General features: G+C 70.8%; 13 protein-coding genes. 3 read left to right on the forward strand and 10 right to left on the reverse strand.

Features of this window, described 5'->3' with window-relative positions; translation table 11 throughout:
- Position 1: 1 nt before the first annotated feature.
- The 6 genes from ACFQ0P_RS05280 to ACFQ0P_RS05305 form a co-directional block, all read right to left on the reverse strand.
- On the reverse strand, positions 2-838 hold the full coding sequence (locus ACFQ0P_RS05280; protein ID WP_378771539.1) for a UbiA family prenyltransferase: 837 nt from the start codon (positions 836-838) through the stop codon (positions 2-4).
- A gap of 96 nt (positions 839-934) precedes the next feature.
- Positions 935-3,148 carry an ATP-dependent Clp protease ATP-binding subunit gene (locus ACFQ0P_RS05285; protein ID WP_204981072.1) on the reverse strand — a complete coding sequence of 738 codons (2,214 nt, stop codon included), beginning with the start codon at positions 3,146-3,148 and terminating at the stop codon, positions 935-937.
- Positions 3,149-3,231: 83 nt separating this feature from the next.
- A complete protein-coding gene (locus ACFQ0P_RS05290; RefSeq protein ID WP_204981073.1) occupies positions 3,232-4,896 on the reverse strand; it encodes a SulP family inorganic anion transporter in 1,665 nt (554 codons plus the stop codon).
- A 52-nt stretch (positions 4,897-4,948) separates the two neighbouring features.
- Positions 4,949-5,962: a GlxA family transcriptional regulator gene (locus ACFQ0P_RS05295; protein WP_204981074.1), complete on the reverse strand. Its 1,014-nt coding sequence runs from the start codon at positions 5,960-5,962 to the stop codon at positions 4,949-4,951.
- A gap of 284 nt (positions 5,963-6,246) precedes the next feature.
- Positions 6,247-7,452: a glycosyltransferase gene (locus tag ACFQ0P_RS05300; RefSeq protein WP_204981075.1), complete on the reverse strand. Its 1,206-nt coding sequence runs from the start codon at positions 7,450-7,452 to the stop codon at positions 6,247-6,249.
- Positions 7,453-7,456: 4 nt separating this feature from the next.
- Complete coding sequence (locus ACFQ0P_RS05305; RefSeq protein ID WP_378771542.1) at positions 7,457-8,698, reverse strand: glycosyltransferase; 1,242 nt, start codon at positions 8,696-8,698, stop codon at positions 7,457-7,459.
- Between the two features lie 106 nt (positions 8,699-8,804).
- On the opposite strand from ACFQ0P_RS05305, the gene ACFQ0P_RS05310 reads away from it, so the two are divergent.
- The 3 genes from ACFQ0P_RS05310 to cls all read left to right on the forward strand — a co-directional run bounded on the left by ACFQ0P_RS05310 (position 8,805) and on the right by cls (position 11,200).
- Positions 8,805-9,395, forward strand: coding sequence for a hypothetical protein (locus tag ACFQ0P_RS05310; RefSeq protein WP_204981077.1), 591 nt, complete (start codon positions 8,805-8,807; stop codon positions 9,393-9,395).
- A gap of 102 nt (positions 9,396-9,497) precedes the next feature.
- Positions 9,498-9,710 carry a hypothetical protein gene (locus tag ACFQ0P_RS05315; RefSeq protein WP_204981078.1) on the forward strand — a complete coding sequence of 71 codons (213 nt, stop codon included), beginning with the start codon at positions 9,498-9,500 and terminating at the stop codon, positions 9,708-9,710.
- Between the two features lie 14 nt (positions 9,711-9,724).
- The gene (gene cls, locus ACFQ0P_RS05320; RefSeq protein ID WP_204981079.1) at positions 9,725-11,200 is read left to right on the forward strand and encodes a cardiolipin synthase; all 1,476 of its coding nucleotides are present in this window, start codon (positions 9,725-9,727) and stop codon (positions 11,198-11,200) included.
- 39 nt (positions 11,201-11,239) lie between these two features.
- On the opposite strand, the gene ACFQ0P_RS05325 is transcribed toward cls, so the two are convergent.
- From ACFQ0P_RS05325 to ACFQ0P_RS05340, 4 genes are all read right to left on the reverse strand, one after another.
- The gene (locus ACFQ0P_RS05325; protein WP_204981080.1) at positions 11,240-11,506 is read right to left on the reverse strand and encodes a PLDc N-terminal domain-containing protein; all 267 of its coding nucleotides are present in this window, start codon (positions 11,504-11,506) and stop codon (positions 11,240-11,242) included.
- 102 nt (positions 11,507-11,608) lie between these two features.
- Entirely contained in the window at positions 11,609-12,571 is a 963-nt protein-coding gene (locus tag ACFQ0P_RS05330) for an endonuclease domain-containing protein (protein ID WP_204981081.1), read from the reverse strand.
- 197 nt (positions 12,572-12,768) lie between these two features.
- Entirely contained in the window at positions 12,769-13,938 is a 1,170-nt protein-coding gene (locus ACFQ0P_RS05335; protein ID WP_204981082.1) for an AI-2E family transporter, read from the reverse strand.
- Positions 13,939-13,972: 34 nt separating this feature from the next.
- Positions 13,973-16,558 carry a LuxR C-terminal-related transcriptional regulator gene (locus ACFQ0P_RS05340; protein ID WP_378771547.1) on the reverse strand — a complete coding sequence of 862 codons (2,586 nt, stop codon included), beginning with the start codon at positions 16,556-16,558 and terminating at the stop codon, positions 13,973-13,975.
- Positions 16,559-16,589 lie beyond the last annotated feature (31 nt).

A 16,589-nucleotide genomic window follows, 5' to 3' on the forward strand; every position in this document is an offset into this window, starting at 1 on the left:
GTCAGGCGGCGAAGGCTCCGCCGGTCGCGACGAGCTGCGCGGCCAGGAGAAGCGCCGCGAGCATCACGAGCCGGAACAGCGCGCGGGTCGGTGGACGCACGAGCGCGAGCACAGCCGTGGCCACCGCCACGGCGACGACCGCGACGAAGAACACCCACGCCAGCGGCAGCACCGCGGCGAGGTCGCCCCCCGCCGCGCCGAGCAGCACCGCGACCGCGCCGGCCACGATCCCCGCCGCGGCCACGACCGCCGACGCGCGGGCCCCGATCCGGTGCGGCAGTCCTCGCACGCCGGTGGCGCGATCGTCCTCCAGGTCGGGGAGGACGTTGGTCAGATGGACGGCCGCGCCCAGCGCCGCGCCCGCGATCCACGCCCACGGGGCGGCGACGCCCGGGTCGGGAGCGGACAGCGTCGCCAGCGAGGGGAAGATGCCGAAGCTCACCAGGAACGGCACGATCGAGAACGGCGTGGACTTCAGCCCCGCGTTGTAGGCCCACGCCGATGCCAGGAAGATCGCGTGGGCTGCCAGCATTCCGAACCCGAGCGGCGCCGACAGGGCCAGGGCGACCGCGAGCGCGCCGATCGCGGCGGCCCATGCCGCCCGCTCGGAGACGTCGCCGCGCGCGATCGGCTTGTCGGCGCGGCCGACCGCGCGGTCGCGGGGGGCGTCGATCGCGTCGTTCGAGATGCCGATCGACACCTGCCCCGCGAACACCGCGAGCGTGAGCAGCACCAGACGCCAGGGCTCGAGCCCGACCGCGACGCCCAGCGCCAGCGCGAGCCCCGTCACCACCACGGTGGGTCCGGGATGCGTCGACCCCCACAGCGCCCGGATCACCGCATCCTCATCCTCCGACCGTACCCTTGCCGAAAGGGCGCTCCCGACCAGCGAAACGGTCGGCGAACCGTCGCCAGCGCCCTCCCGGCGAGCGGATCACTCGTCGAGGACGGCCTCGATCACCTCGTCGTCCTCGTCGGACACCCCTGTCACGGGCGCCGCACCCTCGCTCACGAGCGACAGGCCCGACCCGTCGGCCTCGACATCCACCCGCACCACGTCGCCGTCGTGCACGCCGCCGCCGAGGATCGCCATCGCGAGGCGGTCCTGGATCTCGGATTGGATGAGCCGGCGCAGCGGCCGCGCGCCGAACACGGGGTCGTACCCGCGCTCGGCCAGCCACGTGCGGGCCTCGGGCGTGACGGCGAGCGTGAGCCGACGGTCGCGAAGCCGTCGTTGCAGCGCGTCGACGGCGAGCTCGACGATCTGGGCGAGGTCGTCCTGCGTGAGCGCCTGGAAGATCACGATGTCGTCGAGACGGTTCACGAACTCGGGCTTGAACGCCTGGCGCACCAGCGCCTGCACCTGCTCGCGCTTCTGCGAGATCGACAGCGTCGGGTCGATGAGGATCGGCGAGCCGAGGTTCGAGGTCAGGATCAGGATCACGTTCTTGAAGTCGACCGTGCGCCCCTGGCCGTCGGTGAGGCGACCGTCGTCCATGACCTGCAGCAGCACATCGAAGACCTCGGGATGCGCCTTCTCGACCTCGTCGAGCAGCACGACCGAGTACGGGCGGCGCCGGACGGCCTCGGTCAGCTGACCGCCCTGCTCGTACCCGATGTACCCGGGAGGCGCTCCGACAAGCCGTGACACGGAGTGCTTCTCGCCGTACTCCGACATGTCGATGCGCACCATGGCGTGCTCATCGTCGAACAGGAACTCCGCGAGCGCCTTGGCGAGCTCGGTCTTTCCGACGCCCGTCGGGCCGAGGAACAGGAACGAGCCCGTCGGCCGATCGGGGTCGCTGATGCCCGCACGCGAGCGTCGCACCGCGTCGGAGACCGCCTTCACAGCCTCCTTCTGCCCGATCAGGCGCTTGCCGAGCTCGGCTTCGAGGTGCAGGAGCTTCTCGGTCTCGCCCTGCAGCAGGCGTCCGACGGGGATGCCCGTCCACGCCGCGATGACGGCCGCGATGTCCTCGTCGGTCACCTGCTCGTTGACCATGCGGTCCTCGGTGCGGGATGCCTCGGCCCGCTCGGCCTCGTCGATCTCGCGCTGCAGCCGCTTGATGGTTTCGTACTCGAGCTTGGACGCCCGCGTGTAGTCCCCCTCGCGGAGCGCGCGGTCGCGGTCGATCTCGGCCTGGTCGAGCTGCTTCTTGAGGTCGCCGACGCGGGTGAGGGAGGCCCGCTCCCGCTCCCAGCGCTGCTCGAGGGCGGCCAGTTCCTTCTCGGCGGCGTCCATCTGCTCGCGCAGCTTCGCCCGCCGCTCCTTCGAGGCGTCGTCCTTCTCCTTCTTGAGCGCGAGCTCCTCGAGCCGCATGCGGTCGAGCTGGCGGCGCAGCTGGTCGATCTCGGTGGGGCTGGAGTCGATCTCCATCTTCAGGCGGCTCATCGCCTCGTCGATCAGGTCGATCGCCTTGTCGGGGAGCTGACGGCTCGGGATGTAGCGGTGCGAGAGCGCGGCCGCCGCGACGAGCGCGCCGTCGTTGATCGTGACGCCGTGGTGGGCTTCGTAGCGGCTCTTGAGTCCGCGCAGGATCGCGACGGTGTCCTCGACGCCCGGCTCACCGACGTAGACCTGCTGGAAGCGGCGCTCCAGCGCGGCATCCTTCTCGATGAACTCGCGGTACTCGTTGAGCGTCGTGGCGCCGATGAGCCGCAGCTCGCCGCGCGCGAGCATCGGCTTGAGCATGTTGGATGCCGCGACCGACCCCTCCCCGCCGCCCGCGCCCATGAGCACGTGGAGCTCGTCGATGAACGTGATGATGCGGCCGTCGGACTCGGTGATCTCCTTGAGGACGCTCTTGAGGCGCTCCTCGAACTGACCGCGGTACATCGCGCCGGCGACGAGCGCGGAGATGTCGAGGGCGACCAGCTCCTTGTCTTTGAGCGACTCGGCGACGTCGCCCGCGACGATGCGCTGGGCGAGCCCCTCGACGACGGCGGTCTTGCCGACGCCGGGCTCGCCGATGAGGACGGGGTTGTTCTTGGTGCGGCGGGTGAGCACCTGGCTGACCCGGCGGATCTCGCTGTCGCGGCCGATCACCGGGTCGAGCTTGCCCTGACGGGCGCGGTCGGTGAGGTTGATCCCGAACTGCTCGAGGGCGCTCTTCGCATCCTCCTGCCCGGGGTTCTGCGTGGCGTTCATGTGTCTCCTGAAATCTGTGGTCGGCAAAGTTGAGCCGATGCGACTCAAGTTTACTCCGTCGAGGATGCTTCGGCAATCCCCGCTCAGCGGGAGAGCTCGTCCTGTGCGTCGGCATAGGCCCGCCGGAGCGCCTCGCCGATCCACTCCGTGCCCTTGTAGACGTTTGCGGCGCCGATATCGGCGGTGAGGCCGCCGGCATCCAGCTGCGCGATGACGCGCGCCTCCGCGGCGACGACCTTCAGCGACGAGCCGACCTCCTGCAGGCTGTGCGCGAACCGGCGCAGGACGTCCACGAGCGACAGCCCGATCTGGTCGGTGCCGCGCAGCCGCACGATCACCACCGATCCGGCCGACTCCGCGGTGACCTCGGGGAGCTGGCGCTCGAACACCGGAGAGCTGGCGAAGAAGAGGCTGCCGTACGGCTGCAGCACGACCACCTCGCCGCCGGGCACCACGACGGGCGGGTCCGTCTCGCGCACGCGTCCGTCCGGCTCGAGCTCGAGGCGCCGCACGCGCACGCGGTTGGACTGCTCCGCGACGTAGAGGATCACGCCGAGACCGACCCCGACGAGCACGGCGAACTGGAGCGGGATCAGCAGCGTGAGCCCGAACGTCACGGCCATGATCGCCGTCGGCAGCGGTCCGGACTTGATCACCGAGTACACGCGACTGGGCTTGACCGCGCGCCACCCGATCACGATGAGCAGGCCGGCGAGAGCCGGCATCGCGACGAACGCGACGACGTCGGAGGCGAGGAAGAGGACCAGCGCCATCACGACGCCCGCGACGAACAGCGCGAGGCGCGACCGCGCTCCGGCCTGCACGACGAGCGACGATCCCGACATCGACCCGCCCACAGGCATGCCCTGGAAGAGCCCCGAGACCACGTTCCCCAGCCCCTGACCGATGAAGTCCCGGTTCGCGTTCGCGGGCCGCCCGTCAGGAGTGGGGATGCCGGCGCTCACCGCGGCGCCCTGCACGAGGCCGATGAACGCGAGCGAGAGGGCGGGGAGGATCAGCGCCGGCACGTCGGCGACGTCGGGCAGGACGGGCGCGGGCAGACCACGGGGCACGTCGACCAGGTCGCGCAGCAGCACGACCGGATCGCTCACCCACAGATTGAGCACCACGGCGCAGACCGACCCGATCACCACCGCGACGACGAGCCCCATGCTGCCCACGCGCGTGGGCAGCAGCACGACGATCACGAGGATCGCGATCGTCCCGACCGCCACCGACGCGAGACTCCACTGGCCGATGTGCAGCAGCACGTCGAGGGTCTTCAGCAGGCGGTTGGGACCCGACGCCTGGTATCCCGTGAAGTTGGACAGCTGCCCGAGCACGATGTTCACGCCGATGGCCGTCACGAAGCCGGTCATGACCGCCGTCGGCACGAAGCTCACGAGCCGGCCACCCCGCGCGAAGCCCGCGATCGCCATGACCACCCCGGTGAGCACCGCGAGCGTGAACAGCGCGCGATCGGGGTCCGGGAAGCCGCCGAGTTCGGCATCCGACACCACCAGCGCCATCGCGCTCGTCGCCTGCACCGCCAGGAACGCGCTGCTGGTCGCGAAGGCCGCGCCCACCATCCCGAACAGGTACCCGTAGAGGCCGGCGAGGGGGTTCACCCCCGCGAGCAGTCCCGCGGCCAGGCCGTCGGGCACGGCCTCGATGCCCAGCACGAGGCCGGCCGCGGCATCCTTCCGCAGCGTCCGGCGCGAGAGCCACCGTCTCGGATCGATCCGCACGGTGACACCGTAGCCGCGCCGCCGCGGCTCGCGCCTCGCCCGAGGCGGGTGGTTACGCGACCGGTTCGAGCATGCTCGACCGCTCCATGCCCGCGGCATCCATCGCCTCGCGCGTGCAGCAGAATCGTGCGCGGTAGGCGGTGGGGGTCGTGTCGAGCACCCGGGCGAAGTTCTGACGGAGCACCGCGGCCGAACCGAACCCGCTCTCGTACGCGATCCGGTCGAGCCCGAGGTCGGTCTTCTCGAGGAGGCGCTGGGCGTGGATGATCCGCTGACGCGCGAGCCACGCCGCGGGCGTCGCGCCGAAGTCCGCCTTGAACCGCCGTGCGAACGTGCGCGGCGACATGTGCGCCTTCGCCGCGAGCTGGTCGACGGTGAGGTCGAGACGCAGGTTCTGCAGCATCCAGTCGGTGACCGGCGCGAGCGACAGCGACGCCACCTCGGGAAGCGGCTTGTCGATGAACTGCGCCTGGTTGCCGTCGCGCTGGGGCGGCACGACCATCCGCCGCGCGATGCGGTTCGTCATCTCGGCGCCGAGCTCCTGGCGCAGCAGGTGCAGGCACGCGTCGAGGCCCGCGGCGGTGCCCGCACTCGTGATGATGCGCCCGTCCTGCACGTACAGCACGTCGGGATCGACGTCGACGAGGGGGTACATCCGGGCCATCCTGTCGGCGTACATCCAGTGGGTGGTCGCCTTGCGGCCGTCGAGGACACCGGATGCCGCGACCACGAACGACCCACTGCACACGCTGAGCACCCACGCATCCCGGGCGACGGCGGCCCGGATGACGTCGAGCACCCGCTCGTCGGACGCGCTGCGCGCCCAGTACTGGCTCGGCGTGGGCGAGACCACCACGAGGTCGGCCTCGTACGCGAAGGAGAGGTCGTGCTCGACGTTGATCGAGAAGCCCATCTTGGATGAGACGGCACCCGGATCGGGCGTGACCACCCGGAAGTCGAAGTTCGGGATGCCGTCGTCGGTGCGGTCGAGCCCGAAGGCCTCGCACGCGACTCCGAACTCGAACGGCGCGAACCCGTCCTGCACGATCACGGCGACGGTGTGCATGGCGTATCCCCTGTCGATGTGGGCTGGCAGTAATCCTGCGATTCGTGTCCATCCTGCCACTCGTGGCAGTCTCACCGCAAGCGTAGCGTTTCTGCCATGTTCATGGTGATTCTTCTCGCAGCACTGTCCGCTGTCGCGGTCGCCTCGACGATCTCGGCACTTCGCAACGACGGCTACCACCGTCTCCCGACCGATCCCACCCGCCTTCCCTGACCCGGCTCGCGCGGGGCGGTCATGCCGGCCGGCCCGGCCGGCCCGGCCGGCCCGGCCGGCCCGCGAAGGGCTCAGCGCGCGACGACCCGCTCGTAGATCGCGACCATCGCGGCCGTGCGCGACGACTGCCGGAACCGGTCGCGGATCGTCGGATCGACGGCCACGGGGGTTCCGGCGGAGATGTCGGATGCCGCGGCCCGCAGCGCGTCGGCCAGGGCCGCCGTGGTCCCGGACGCGACGGGCCAGAAGCCCGAGCCGAGCTCGGCGGCGAGGTCCGGGTCGCTCACGACCGCCGGGGTACCGAGGGACGCGGCCTCGAAGATCGTCATGCCCTGCGTCTCGAACCCGATGGAGGTCTGCACGACCGCGTCGGCGGCCGCGATCCGCTCGAGGGTCCGGGCGTACGGCATCCGACCGGCGAAGACCACCGACGCCCGCGGTCGGAGCCTGGCGACCAGACGCTCGGCGGCGCGCAGCTGCCCCCCGCCGCCGATGACCTCGACGTCCGCGGCGACATCCGACGCGGCGAGCGCCTCGAGGAACGGCAGCAGGCGCTTCTCCGGACTCATGCGCCCGAGCCACACGAAGCGGGGAGGGCCCGGGGCGCGCTCGGCGGGTGCCTCGGCCAGGGCAGCGGCCAGCAGTCCGTCGTCGATGCCGTTCCACACCACGTCGACCCGTGGCACGGCGTCGCGCGGCGCGACCCCGTGCTGCTCCAGCCGGCGGGCGAAGTGCGCGGACGGCGCCGTCACGGCATCCGACCTCGCCGCCAGCCCGCGCAGATACGCCCACCCGTCGCGGCGCTTGCCGTGCGGGCCGAGCGCCCACGACTGCCACCCGTTCAGCACCCGCAGGACGGTCTTCGGGAACGGGGTGGTCGCGGCGATGCCCACGTCGACGCGGTTGTGCATCGTGTGGACGACCGGCAGCCCGTGCCGGGCGGCGAAGCGATGTCCGATGAACGCGCCCCAGAAGTCCGCCTGCACGTGCACCACGTCCACGACCGGACGGGAGGCCAGGGCGGCGTCCACCCACCGGTCGGTGCGGCGCCCGGGCCACGACATCGAGTACTCGCGGTCGGGGGTGATCGGGATCGAGGGGATGTCGAGGTACGAGGCATCCACGGCGATGGAACGGCCGCGCGGGCCGTGCACCCGCGGGGCGACGATGGTGACGGTGTGCCCGGCCCGCTCCAGGAACCGCCGCTGCAGCCGCATCGAGACCTGCGCGCCGCCGAGCGTCTCGACGTGCTGGTCGCCGAACATCACGACGTGCACGGTGCTAGTCCGGCAGCGGTTCGTCGCGGTAGAGGGCCTCGAACGTGTCGAGCGTGCGCTTCATGTCGTGCACCTTGACGCCGTCGAGCGAGGCCTGCTGCATGCGCAGACGCTCCTCGGGGGTCTGCGTGAGCACGGTGGTGAGCTTGTCGACGAGGTCGTCGACGTTGCCCGGCTCGAAGAGGTAGCCGTTCTCGCCGTCGTGGACCAGGTGCGGAAGGGCGACGGCGTCGGCGGCGACGATCGGCAGCCCGGAGGCCATCGCCTCCATCGTCGCGATCGACTGCAGCTCGGCGACCGAGGCGATCACGAAGAGGCTCGCCTGCGTGAGCAGCCCGCGCAGCTCCTCGTCGGTCGCGTGGCCGTGGAAGTGGACGCGGTCGGCGATGCCGAGCTCGGCGGTCAGCTCCTCGAGGTTTCGGCGCTGGTCCCCCTTGCCGACGATGTCGAAGCGCACGTCGAGCGCCGGATCGAGCCGGGCGATCGCGCGCAGCACCACGTCGATCTGCTTCTCGGTCGTGAGCCGGCCCACGAAGACGAGGCGATGGGCGTCGCGGGGCGTGAGGTCGGCGGTGTAGTGGGATGCCTCGATCCCGCAGCTCACCGGGATGACGCCCTGGATGTCGATCGTGCGCTCGAGGAACTCCGCCGCCTTGCGGGTGGGCGTGGTGACGGCGCGGGTGATGGCGAACGTGCGGGCGGCGTCCTCCCACGCGAGCTTGATCGCCAGGCGGGTCCACGAGGCGGGCAGCACCGTGAAGTCGAGGACGTTCTCGGCCATGACGTGGTTGGTGGCGACGACGGGGATGCCGCGCTGCCGGGCGATGCGCGTCAGCCCTCGCCCGATCACGATGTGCGACTGGATGTGCACGACGTCGGGCTGCACCTCGGAGAGCACGCGCCGGGCGTAGTACTTGGAGCGGAACGGCATCACGAAGGTCAGCCAGTCGTGCGGATACCAGCGCCACGAGGCGATGCGGTGCATGGTCATCGGCTGCCCCTCGATGACCTCGGTGAAGCGCCCGTGCTTGCGGTGCGTCGCGCTCGGGGCCATGACGTGCACTTCGTGGCCGCGCCCGACGAGCCCGGCCGCGAGGCGCTCTGCGAACCGCGCGGCGCCGTTGACGTGCGGCAGGAAGGTGTCGGCGCCGATGAGGATCTTCAGCGGCGGCTTCGCGGCGGACGGCGCGGTGGACTCGCGGCTTTCGGCGGCGGGATTGTCGTCGGGCGTCGCGGACTCGGTCACGGGGTGGGGGGCCTGTCTGTGCGGCGGGGCGGGCGGCGGGAAGAGGTGCGTTCGCGCGCCCCCCACTGTACCCGAGCGCCTTCCGAGACCCCCGTACGCTGGAGACATGCCCCGACTTCAGGCGGACGCCGACGCCACCCTCTGGGTCCCGGTCACCGAGTCTCTCGGCCTGCGCGGCCGTCGTCACCGCAAGGCGGCGATCCGGATGCTGCTGACCCAGGCGAACTCGGCGCTCGGGGCGTCCGAGCGGCCGGGCAGCGGGGTGGCGGCGTGGGCGATGAGCCAGGCCGCTCCCTTCCTCATGCGCCGCGCCGCCGGGCGGGTGCTCGTGTGGGTGTGGAAGGCGGACGCCGAGCTCGTCGTCGTGATGGCGCAGGTGCAGGAGGCGACCGCGCAGGCGCGCGCGGCGCGGGCGATGATGCCGATGGAGTACGACGACACCCAGGACTTCCGCAACCCCCACCTCGGCATGGGCGAGAAGCTGGAGATGTCACTGCCGCCCGACGCGCGGACTCCCCCGTTCGCGACGTACACGTGGGATACCGGCACGCACTTCGTGACCGTCACGGCAGTGTGCTCCGACCGCGAACGCTTCGGCACGGTCATCGGCTCCGTCGACGACCTCGCCCGCACCGTGCGCGTGGTCGAGGACCTCGAGGTCGGCGAGTCGCCGGGGGTGCTGCGCATCGAGCCGTGAACGGCTCCTGAACGGAATCATCCCCCGCGGGTGACGGCGTGGCGGCATCGCCTGCCCCACGCTGGCAACATCCGTTCCCCTCCGTCGCGCAGGAAGGATGCCGTGACCGCGCACCTCGTCGAAGTCGTCATCACCGGACACCTCGGGCCGTCCCTCTGCCGCGCGCTCAGCGCCTACGAGCTGACCGCGCGGGGCGACGGAACGACGAGCATCACCGGTCTCGTCGAGGACCGCTCGGAACTGCGGGGCCTCTTGACCGTCCTGGACGACCTCGACATCGAGGTCGTCTCCGTCAATCGCGTCACCCCCGCCTGAAGGAGGAAACCCGGATGCTGAGCATGCTGGATGCCGGACCCGTGTGGCCGATCGTGCTCGTCGTGGTGGTCGTGATCGACATCGTCGCGCTCATCGTGGTCCCGAGAGGTCGCAAGCCCACCGCGGCGATGGCGTGGCTGCTGCTCATCCTCGCCCTGCCCTTCGTCGGCATCCTCCTCTTCCTCCTCATCGGCAGCTTCCGCCTGCCCGCCAAGCGCCGGGCGGAGCAGGCGCGCATCGACGGGATCATCCGCAGCGGCGTCGACCGCGAAGGCCTGCGGACCATGCAGACCGACTGGCCGCGCTGGTTCCAGCGGGTCGTGCAGCAGAACGAGAACCTCACTGCCCTCCCGGCCTCGGACGGGAACGAGGCATCCCTCTATCCGGACTATCAGGCGTCGATCGACGCGATGGCCGCCGCGATCGACACCGCCGAGCGGTTCGTGCACGTCGAGTTCTTCATCGTCGCGTGGGACGACACCACGCGCGGCTTCTTCGCCGCGATGGAGCGGGCGGTCGCGCGGGGTGTCACGGTGCGCCTGCTCGCCGACTACGTCGCGACGCGGCGACTGAAGAACTCCACAGCGACGTTCGCCGAGCTCGACCGCATCGGCGTGACGTGGGCGTGGATGCTGCCCGTCATGCCGCTCAAGGGCAAGTACCAGCGCCCCGACCTGCGCAACCACCGCAAGATCGTCGTCGTCGACGGCCGGATCGGGTTCATGGGATCGCAGAACCTCATCGACCGCAGCTACGACTCTCCGAAGAACATCAAGCGCGGGCTGAAGTGGCAGGAGCTCATGACCCGGCTGACGGGGCCCGTGGTCGCCGCCGTGAACGTCGTCTTCCTGTCGGACTGGCTCATCGAGACCGGCGAGGACCTGACCGCCGTGGAGCACGTCCCGGCGACGGAGCTCGAGCGGTCGGCCTTTCCCGACTCGCTGCTGTGCCAGGTCGTGCCGAGCGGGCCCGGATACGCGACCGAGAACAACCTGCGGCTCTTCCTGTCGCTCATCTACGGCGCGACCGAGAAGGTCATCCTGACGAGCCCGTACTTCGTGCCCGACGAGGCAATGGTCTACGCGATCACGACGGCATGCCAGCGGGGCCTCGAGGTGCAGTTGTTCGTGTCGGAGATCGGCGACCAGGGACTCGTCTACCACGCCCAGCGCTCGTACTACTCGGCGCTGCTCGAGGCCGGCGTGCGGATCTTCCTCTACCCCGCGCCGTACATCCTCCACTCCAAGCACTTCTCGATCGACGACGACATCGCCGTGATCGGGTCGAGCAACATGGACATCCGCTCGTTCAGCCTCAACATGGAGGTCTCGCTGCTGGTGCGGGGCGCATCCTTCGTCGCGGGCATGCGCGAGGTCGAGCAGGCCTACCGCGACGCCGGCCGGGAGCTGACCCTCGAGGAGTGGAACAGCCAGCCCGGCAAGGCGACCTTCCTCGACGGTCTGGCGCGCCTCACCTCCGCACTGAACTGACCCCCGGTTGGCTGTGGATGGTCGCTGATAACGGCCGGGCTACGAGCCGTGAAACCGGCGAGACGAGGGCTCGTCGCTGATCGCTACTGACGCTGTCCGGCGCCCCACTGCAATCCAGGCGATCGAGCCGAGCACGGGCACGAACAGAACGACAAGAACCCAAATCAACGCCTGCGCTGACGTGAGCCGTTCGGAGGAACGAGCGAGCGAGATCAACGCAACGATGGCGAGGGCGACGACGGCTGCAGCAACAACAGACCACGCGATGTCATACCCCGCGGGAATCAACGGATTGTGCTCGTCCATGCCCCCGAGCCTACCGACGAGGCCTCCGGCGTCCCACGCTCCGTGCATGTCACACGGATGGCGGGTGTGAGCGCCGCTGACCCGCCATTCGCGTGACATCGATCACGGGCGCGGGGGCGGGGGCGACCATCCCGCCTCTTGGAGGGCGATTCGCACTCTGCGCACGGCGACCTCCGGATTCGGCCGCACGTGATGCGAAAGGATCCGCACGAGGTGCCACCCTTCCGCACGGATGGCTTCCCAGCGATCCGCGTCACGCCGGAACTGTTCGGCGTTCTCGGCGTGGACGCGCCCGTCGTACTCCACGGCGACCCGGTAGGCGAGGTAGGCGAGATCCAGCCTCGCGACGAAGCGGTCGGACGGCGTCCGCAGCGTGAAGTTCACCGACGCCTCGGGGAGGCCCGCTCGGCCGAGGAGCAACCGCAGAGAGGTCTCCTCCGGAGATTCCGCGCCCGGCCGGACGAGGCCGAGGGCACGAGCGAGGAGACGGTCTCTCATGTCGCCGAGCGCGCCGATCTCCGCTGCGAGTTCCTCCACGGTCGCCAGCCGGCGGCGCGGGTGCACGAGGAAGTCCGCCGCAGCCACCAGATCGACCAATGACCAGGACCTCCCCACCTGGCGCCAAGCGCGAACCGGGCTCTCCACCGGTACGCCGTCGAAGATCCGGACGGCCGCCGGGCGCGCCTGAAGGCGATGGCCGACCCACTCCCGGCGCCGGGGCATCCCCGCGGGCCGGTGAGCCGAGACATGGACCGAGGGTGTGTACGGCCACATCGGCAGCGGGGATCCGACGATCGCCAGGGCGGTCTCATGACTGAAGAACTGCGGGGGTCGAAGCGCGGGCGCGGTGTCCTGGACGATCCCCAGCAGCTCCGCTCTGCGAGCGTCGTGGTGCCGGACGGGCGACGATCGATCGTGCCCGTCCCTGGCCGGCGAGCGCACGCCGTGGGTCGGCATCCGAAGATCGTCGGCGCGCAGCCTCGAGCGCGCGATCCCGGCGACCCTTGCGTCGCGCACGAGGAAGGAGGTGCCGAAGCTCGACGGGAGCGGCTCTCGTCTGTTCATCCCCCATTGACCCACTGCGCGGCCATTCGCGTCCCGCCGGCACCGGCCGGTGGGGAAACCTGCCGCGCAGCTGCCGGTGGGGAGGAGCCGAGGAGAGCGCCATGTCACACGAATGGCGGGTGTGAGCGGCTCTGACCCGCCATTCGTGTGACATCCCGCCCGGAGGGAGGAGGGGCGAGGGAGGAGGGGCGAGGGGATCAGACCTTGAGGTCTTGCTTCGGCACGACCACCTCGCGGATGATCAGCAGGATCGACGCCATCACCGGCAGCGCGACGAGCACCCCGATGACACCCATGAGGGCACCGCCGACCATCGCGCCGATCAGCACCAGGGCGGCGGGGATCGCGATCGCCTTGTTCATCACGCGCGGGCTGATCACGTAGGACTCGAGCTGGATGTACACGAGGTAGGCGACGAAGAAGATGAGCGCCTGCGTGGGGCTCGAGAAGAGGGCGACCCCGGTCCCGATCACGAGGAAGATCACCGAGCCGAAGAGCGGGATGAGGGTGATGACGAACGCGATGACCGCCATGAGTGCGGGGAAGGGAAGCCCGATCAGCACGTGCAGCAGGAACACCGCGCCCGCGTTGAGCGACGACAGGGTCACCGAGCCGATGAGGGCGCCGCCGACGGAGGCCGTGATCCGCTCCGTCAGGTCCTCGAGGCGCGCGCGGTTGCGGGCGGGCGCGAGGGCGTAGAAGGCCTTCTTCATCGAGGACAGCGACGACAGGAAGTACAGCGTGAGGGCGACGACGATGAAGGATGCCGAGATCCCGCCGACGAACGCGACGCCGACGGCGAGGATGCCTCCGCCCAGCGCGCCCAGCGTCGCGGGGCTCGCGATCCAGTGCGCGAGCTCGTCGAGCGCGGCGAGCACGGCGGCTTGCGTGTCGACGTCGAGCGCCTGGAACCAGTCCGACTCGGGGACGCCGGCGATCGCAGCCGGGATCGCGGCGATGAACTCGCCGATCTGGGCGAGGACCGGCGGCAGCACCCAGATGAGGAAGGCCGCGAACAGCAGGGCGAACCCGCCGAACACGATCGCGATCGCCGCGGGCCGCTTCACGCGGCGCCGCTCCAGCACCCGCACGAGCGGGTCGAGCCCGACGGCGAGGAACATCGCCAGGACGATGTAGACCAGGATCGTCGAGATCGATCCGAGGGCGCTGCCGAGGACGAGAGCTCCGAGCACGCCGAGCGTCGTGATGAAGCCCAGCGCGAGCGGGCGGTCCAGCGCGGCGAGCACGCCGGCGAACCGCTTGGGCCGCTCGGGGGGCGCGAGGACGTCGATCAGCGCCGGGTCCTCGGCGACGTGCGGCGACTGTTCGGGCTCGGGGTCGGGTGCGCTCGGGGGGGTGGCATCCATGCGCACATCATGGCGGCGCGCGCAGGCGCGGTCGTCATCCCACGCGGGCGATCTCCCGGGCATCGATCAGCCCGAGGGCGACGGCGCGCTCGATCGCGGCATCCCGTCCCGACACGCCCAGCTTGCGGTAGATGTGCCCGAGGTGGGTCTTGATCGTGTTCGTGGACACGAAGCAGCGTGCCGCGATGTCGGCGATCGTCAGGCGGCTCGGGAGGAACGCCAGCAGCTCGAGCTCGCGCTTGGTGAGCTCCTCCGCGAGTCCGCGCACGCGAGGCCCTCCCGCCGACCGGCTGCGGGAGATGATCGTCCGGACGAACTCCGTCCGCGTGGTCAGCAGCGTCTCGAGCAGCTCGGCGACCGGCGCGCCGCCGCGGATGAAGGGGAAGACGAGCCGCTGCGGCTCGGCCAGCGCGATCGCGGCGGTGAGCCGCTCCCTCGCCTGGCTGCGATGCCCTTCGGCCCAGCGCGTCCACGCGCACAGCAGCTCGAACTGCACGGCGGCGGCCGGTGGCGCCGAGGACGGTTCGAACCGCAGCTGGGCGAGCCGGCTGTGCGCGGCCGCGGACTGGCCGCTGGTGAGGAGCCCCGCGATCTCCTCGAACGCGATCGGTGACCACGAGGCGAGCTGAGCGGGCGGAGGAATCGGCGTGCCCTGCAGTCGCGCCTTCCGCATCGCCACGGCGGTGAGCGCCTGACGCACCAGCCTCGGGGGTGGGCCGGGCGGTTCACTGCCGGGGAGCTGTTCCGCGGACGGGTCGAGCAGGATGCCCGCGAGGTGACCGAGCCACATGAGTTGCGAGCGCTGGTTCGCGGCGGCGCGAAGCGCGCCCTCGTCCAGCGCCAAGGCGCCCGAATCCGGTTCGCCCCGCTGGATGTCGATGAGGGCTCGTGCGATGTACGCGTCCGCGGGCGACGGGTGGGCGAGGAGACCGAAGTCGCGCGCAACTGAGAGCGCCTCGTCGGCCTGCTCCGCGGCGGTGACCAGCCAGCCGTCGATCGCATTCGCGATCGCGAGGCTTCCGAGCAGGTGGACGCGGTAGGGAGCATAGGCGAACCCCGGCAGCGTCATCGCGTGCTCCAGCCTGGTGCGGGCACCCGCCAGATCGCCGCGAAAGAGCTGCGCGCGCCCGAGTGAGCCGTGCGCGACGAACTCGAGGAGCGGTCGGGTGGTCAGTCCGAGCAGGTTCGGCAGCTCCGCCTCGGGATGCTCGGCCAGAAGGGCCAGCGCCTCATGGGCGCTCTCGACGAAGAGGTCGGCCCGGGGGTGGAACTGGACCAGCGCGGCGAGGTACGTGAGCGCGATCTGCCGCTGCCCGATCGTCAGCCGGTCCTCGCTGATCAGCTCGCGGAGCACGTCGATCGCGACGACTCCGCGCCCGGACATGCCCTCCGCGATCGCGTAGAGGAGTTCGGAGTCGAGATGGATGCTTCGCACATCGGGCGGTACCCGGCGAAGCCAGCCCGCCACCGTGCCCATCCGAGTCTGCTCGAACATGTCCCGCCGGCTGGTGAGCACGAGATCGATGACCCGCTCCCACCTGCGGGCGCGCAGGAGCCATTCGATGGCGGTCTCCGGCGCACCGTCGGCGAGGAACCAATCGGCGGCGACCTCCTGCAGGCGCGCCTCCTCCGAGGGATGCTGCGCCCGCAGCCGGTACAGCAGCAAGTCGCGGAACAGACGGTGGAAGCGGAACCATCCCGTCCGTCCCGTGACGGGCACGATGAACATCGAGTCGCGCTCGAGGTCGGCGAGGAAGCGCCCGCCGTCGACGTCGGCGAGCGTCCCGGCCAGTCCCGCGCACATCTCGTCCACCACGGCGATCCGCATGAGGGCGTCGCGACGCTGCGGGTCGAGGGCGTCGAAGACCTCCTCGCTCAGGTAGTCGACGACGAGCCGGTCGGTGTCGGCCAGTGCGTCCACAACGCGGTCGGGATCCTCGGAGAACCTCAGACTCAGCGCGGTCAACTGCACTCCGACGGCCCATCCCTCGGTGCGGTCGTTGACTGCCGCGACTGCCTCCGGCGACACCGCCTTTCCGGCGATCTGGGCGAGCACCCGGGCGGTGGTCGCCTCATCGAACGCCAGTTCGCGCTGCCGGATCTCGACGAGGCCGTGCTCCAGTCGGTGACGACTCCACCCCAGCTGCAGATCGACGCGGGACGCGAAGACGGCGTGCGCGTTCGGGGGGAGGAGATCGACGAGGCGCCAGAGGTCGCCCAGGACCGCGCTGCCCGACAGCCGGTCGAGGTCGTCGACGACCAGGACGATCGGCCCGGCGTCGGCGAGAGTGCCGGCGAAGTCCTCGAGGAACGCCTCGCCGAGCCGGTCCTCGGATGCTTCGACCGGAGCGGCAGGCGCGGGCAAGTCGGGAACGAGCTCGAAGACGGCCTCCACCAGGCGCCGGGCGAGGAGGTCGGGTGAGCGGTCGGCCGCGGAAATGTCGAGCCACGCGATCGAGAGGTCGGGCCGCGACTGCGCCCACTGCGAGAGCAGCACGGACTTGCCCGCTCCCGCGGGCGCGACGACGAGCGACAGCGGCGCGCTCACTCCCGCATCCAGCTGTCGTCTCAGCGCGGGCCGATCGACCGCGTGCGCCGGAATCCGGCGTGCATCGTTCACGAGCAGTGCCTCCTGGCGAGTGGTGCGTGAG

The sequence above is a fragment of the Microbacterium insulae genome (genome assembly GCF_042677065.1).
GTDB classification, from domain to species: domain Bacteria; phylum Actinomycetota; class Actinomycetes; order Actinomycetales; family Microbacteriaceae; genus Microbacterium; species Microbacterium insulae.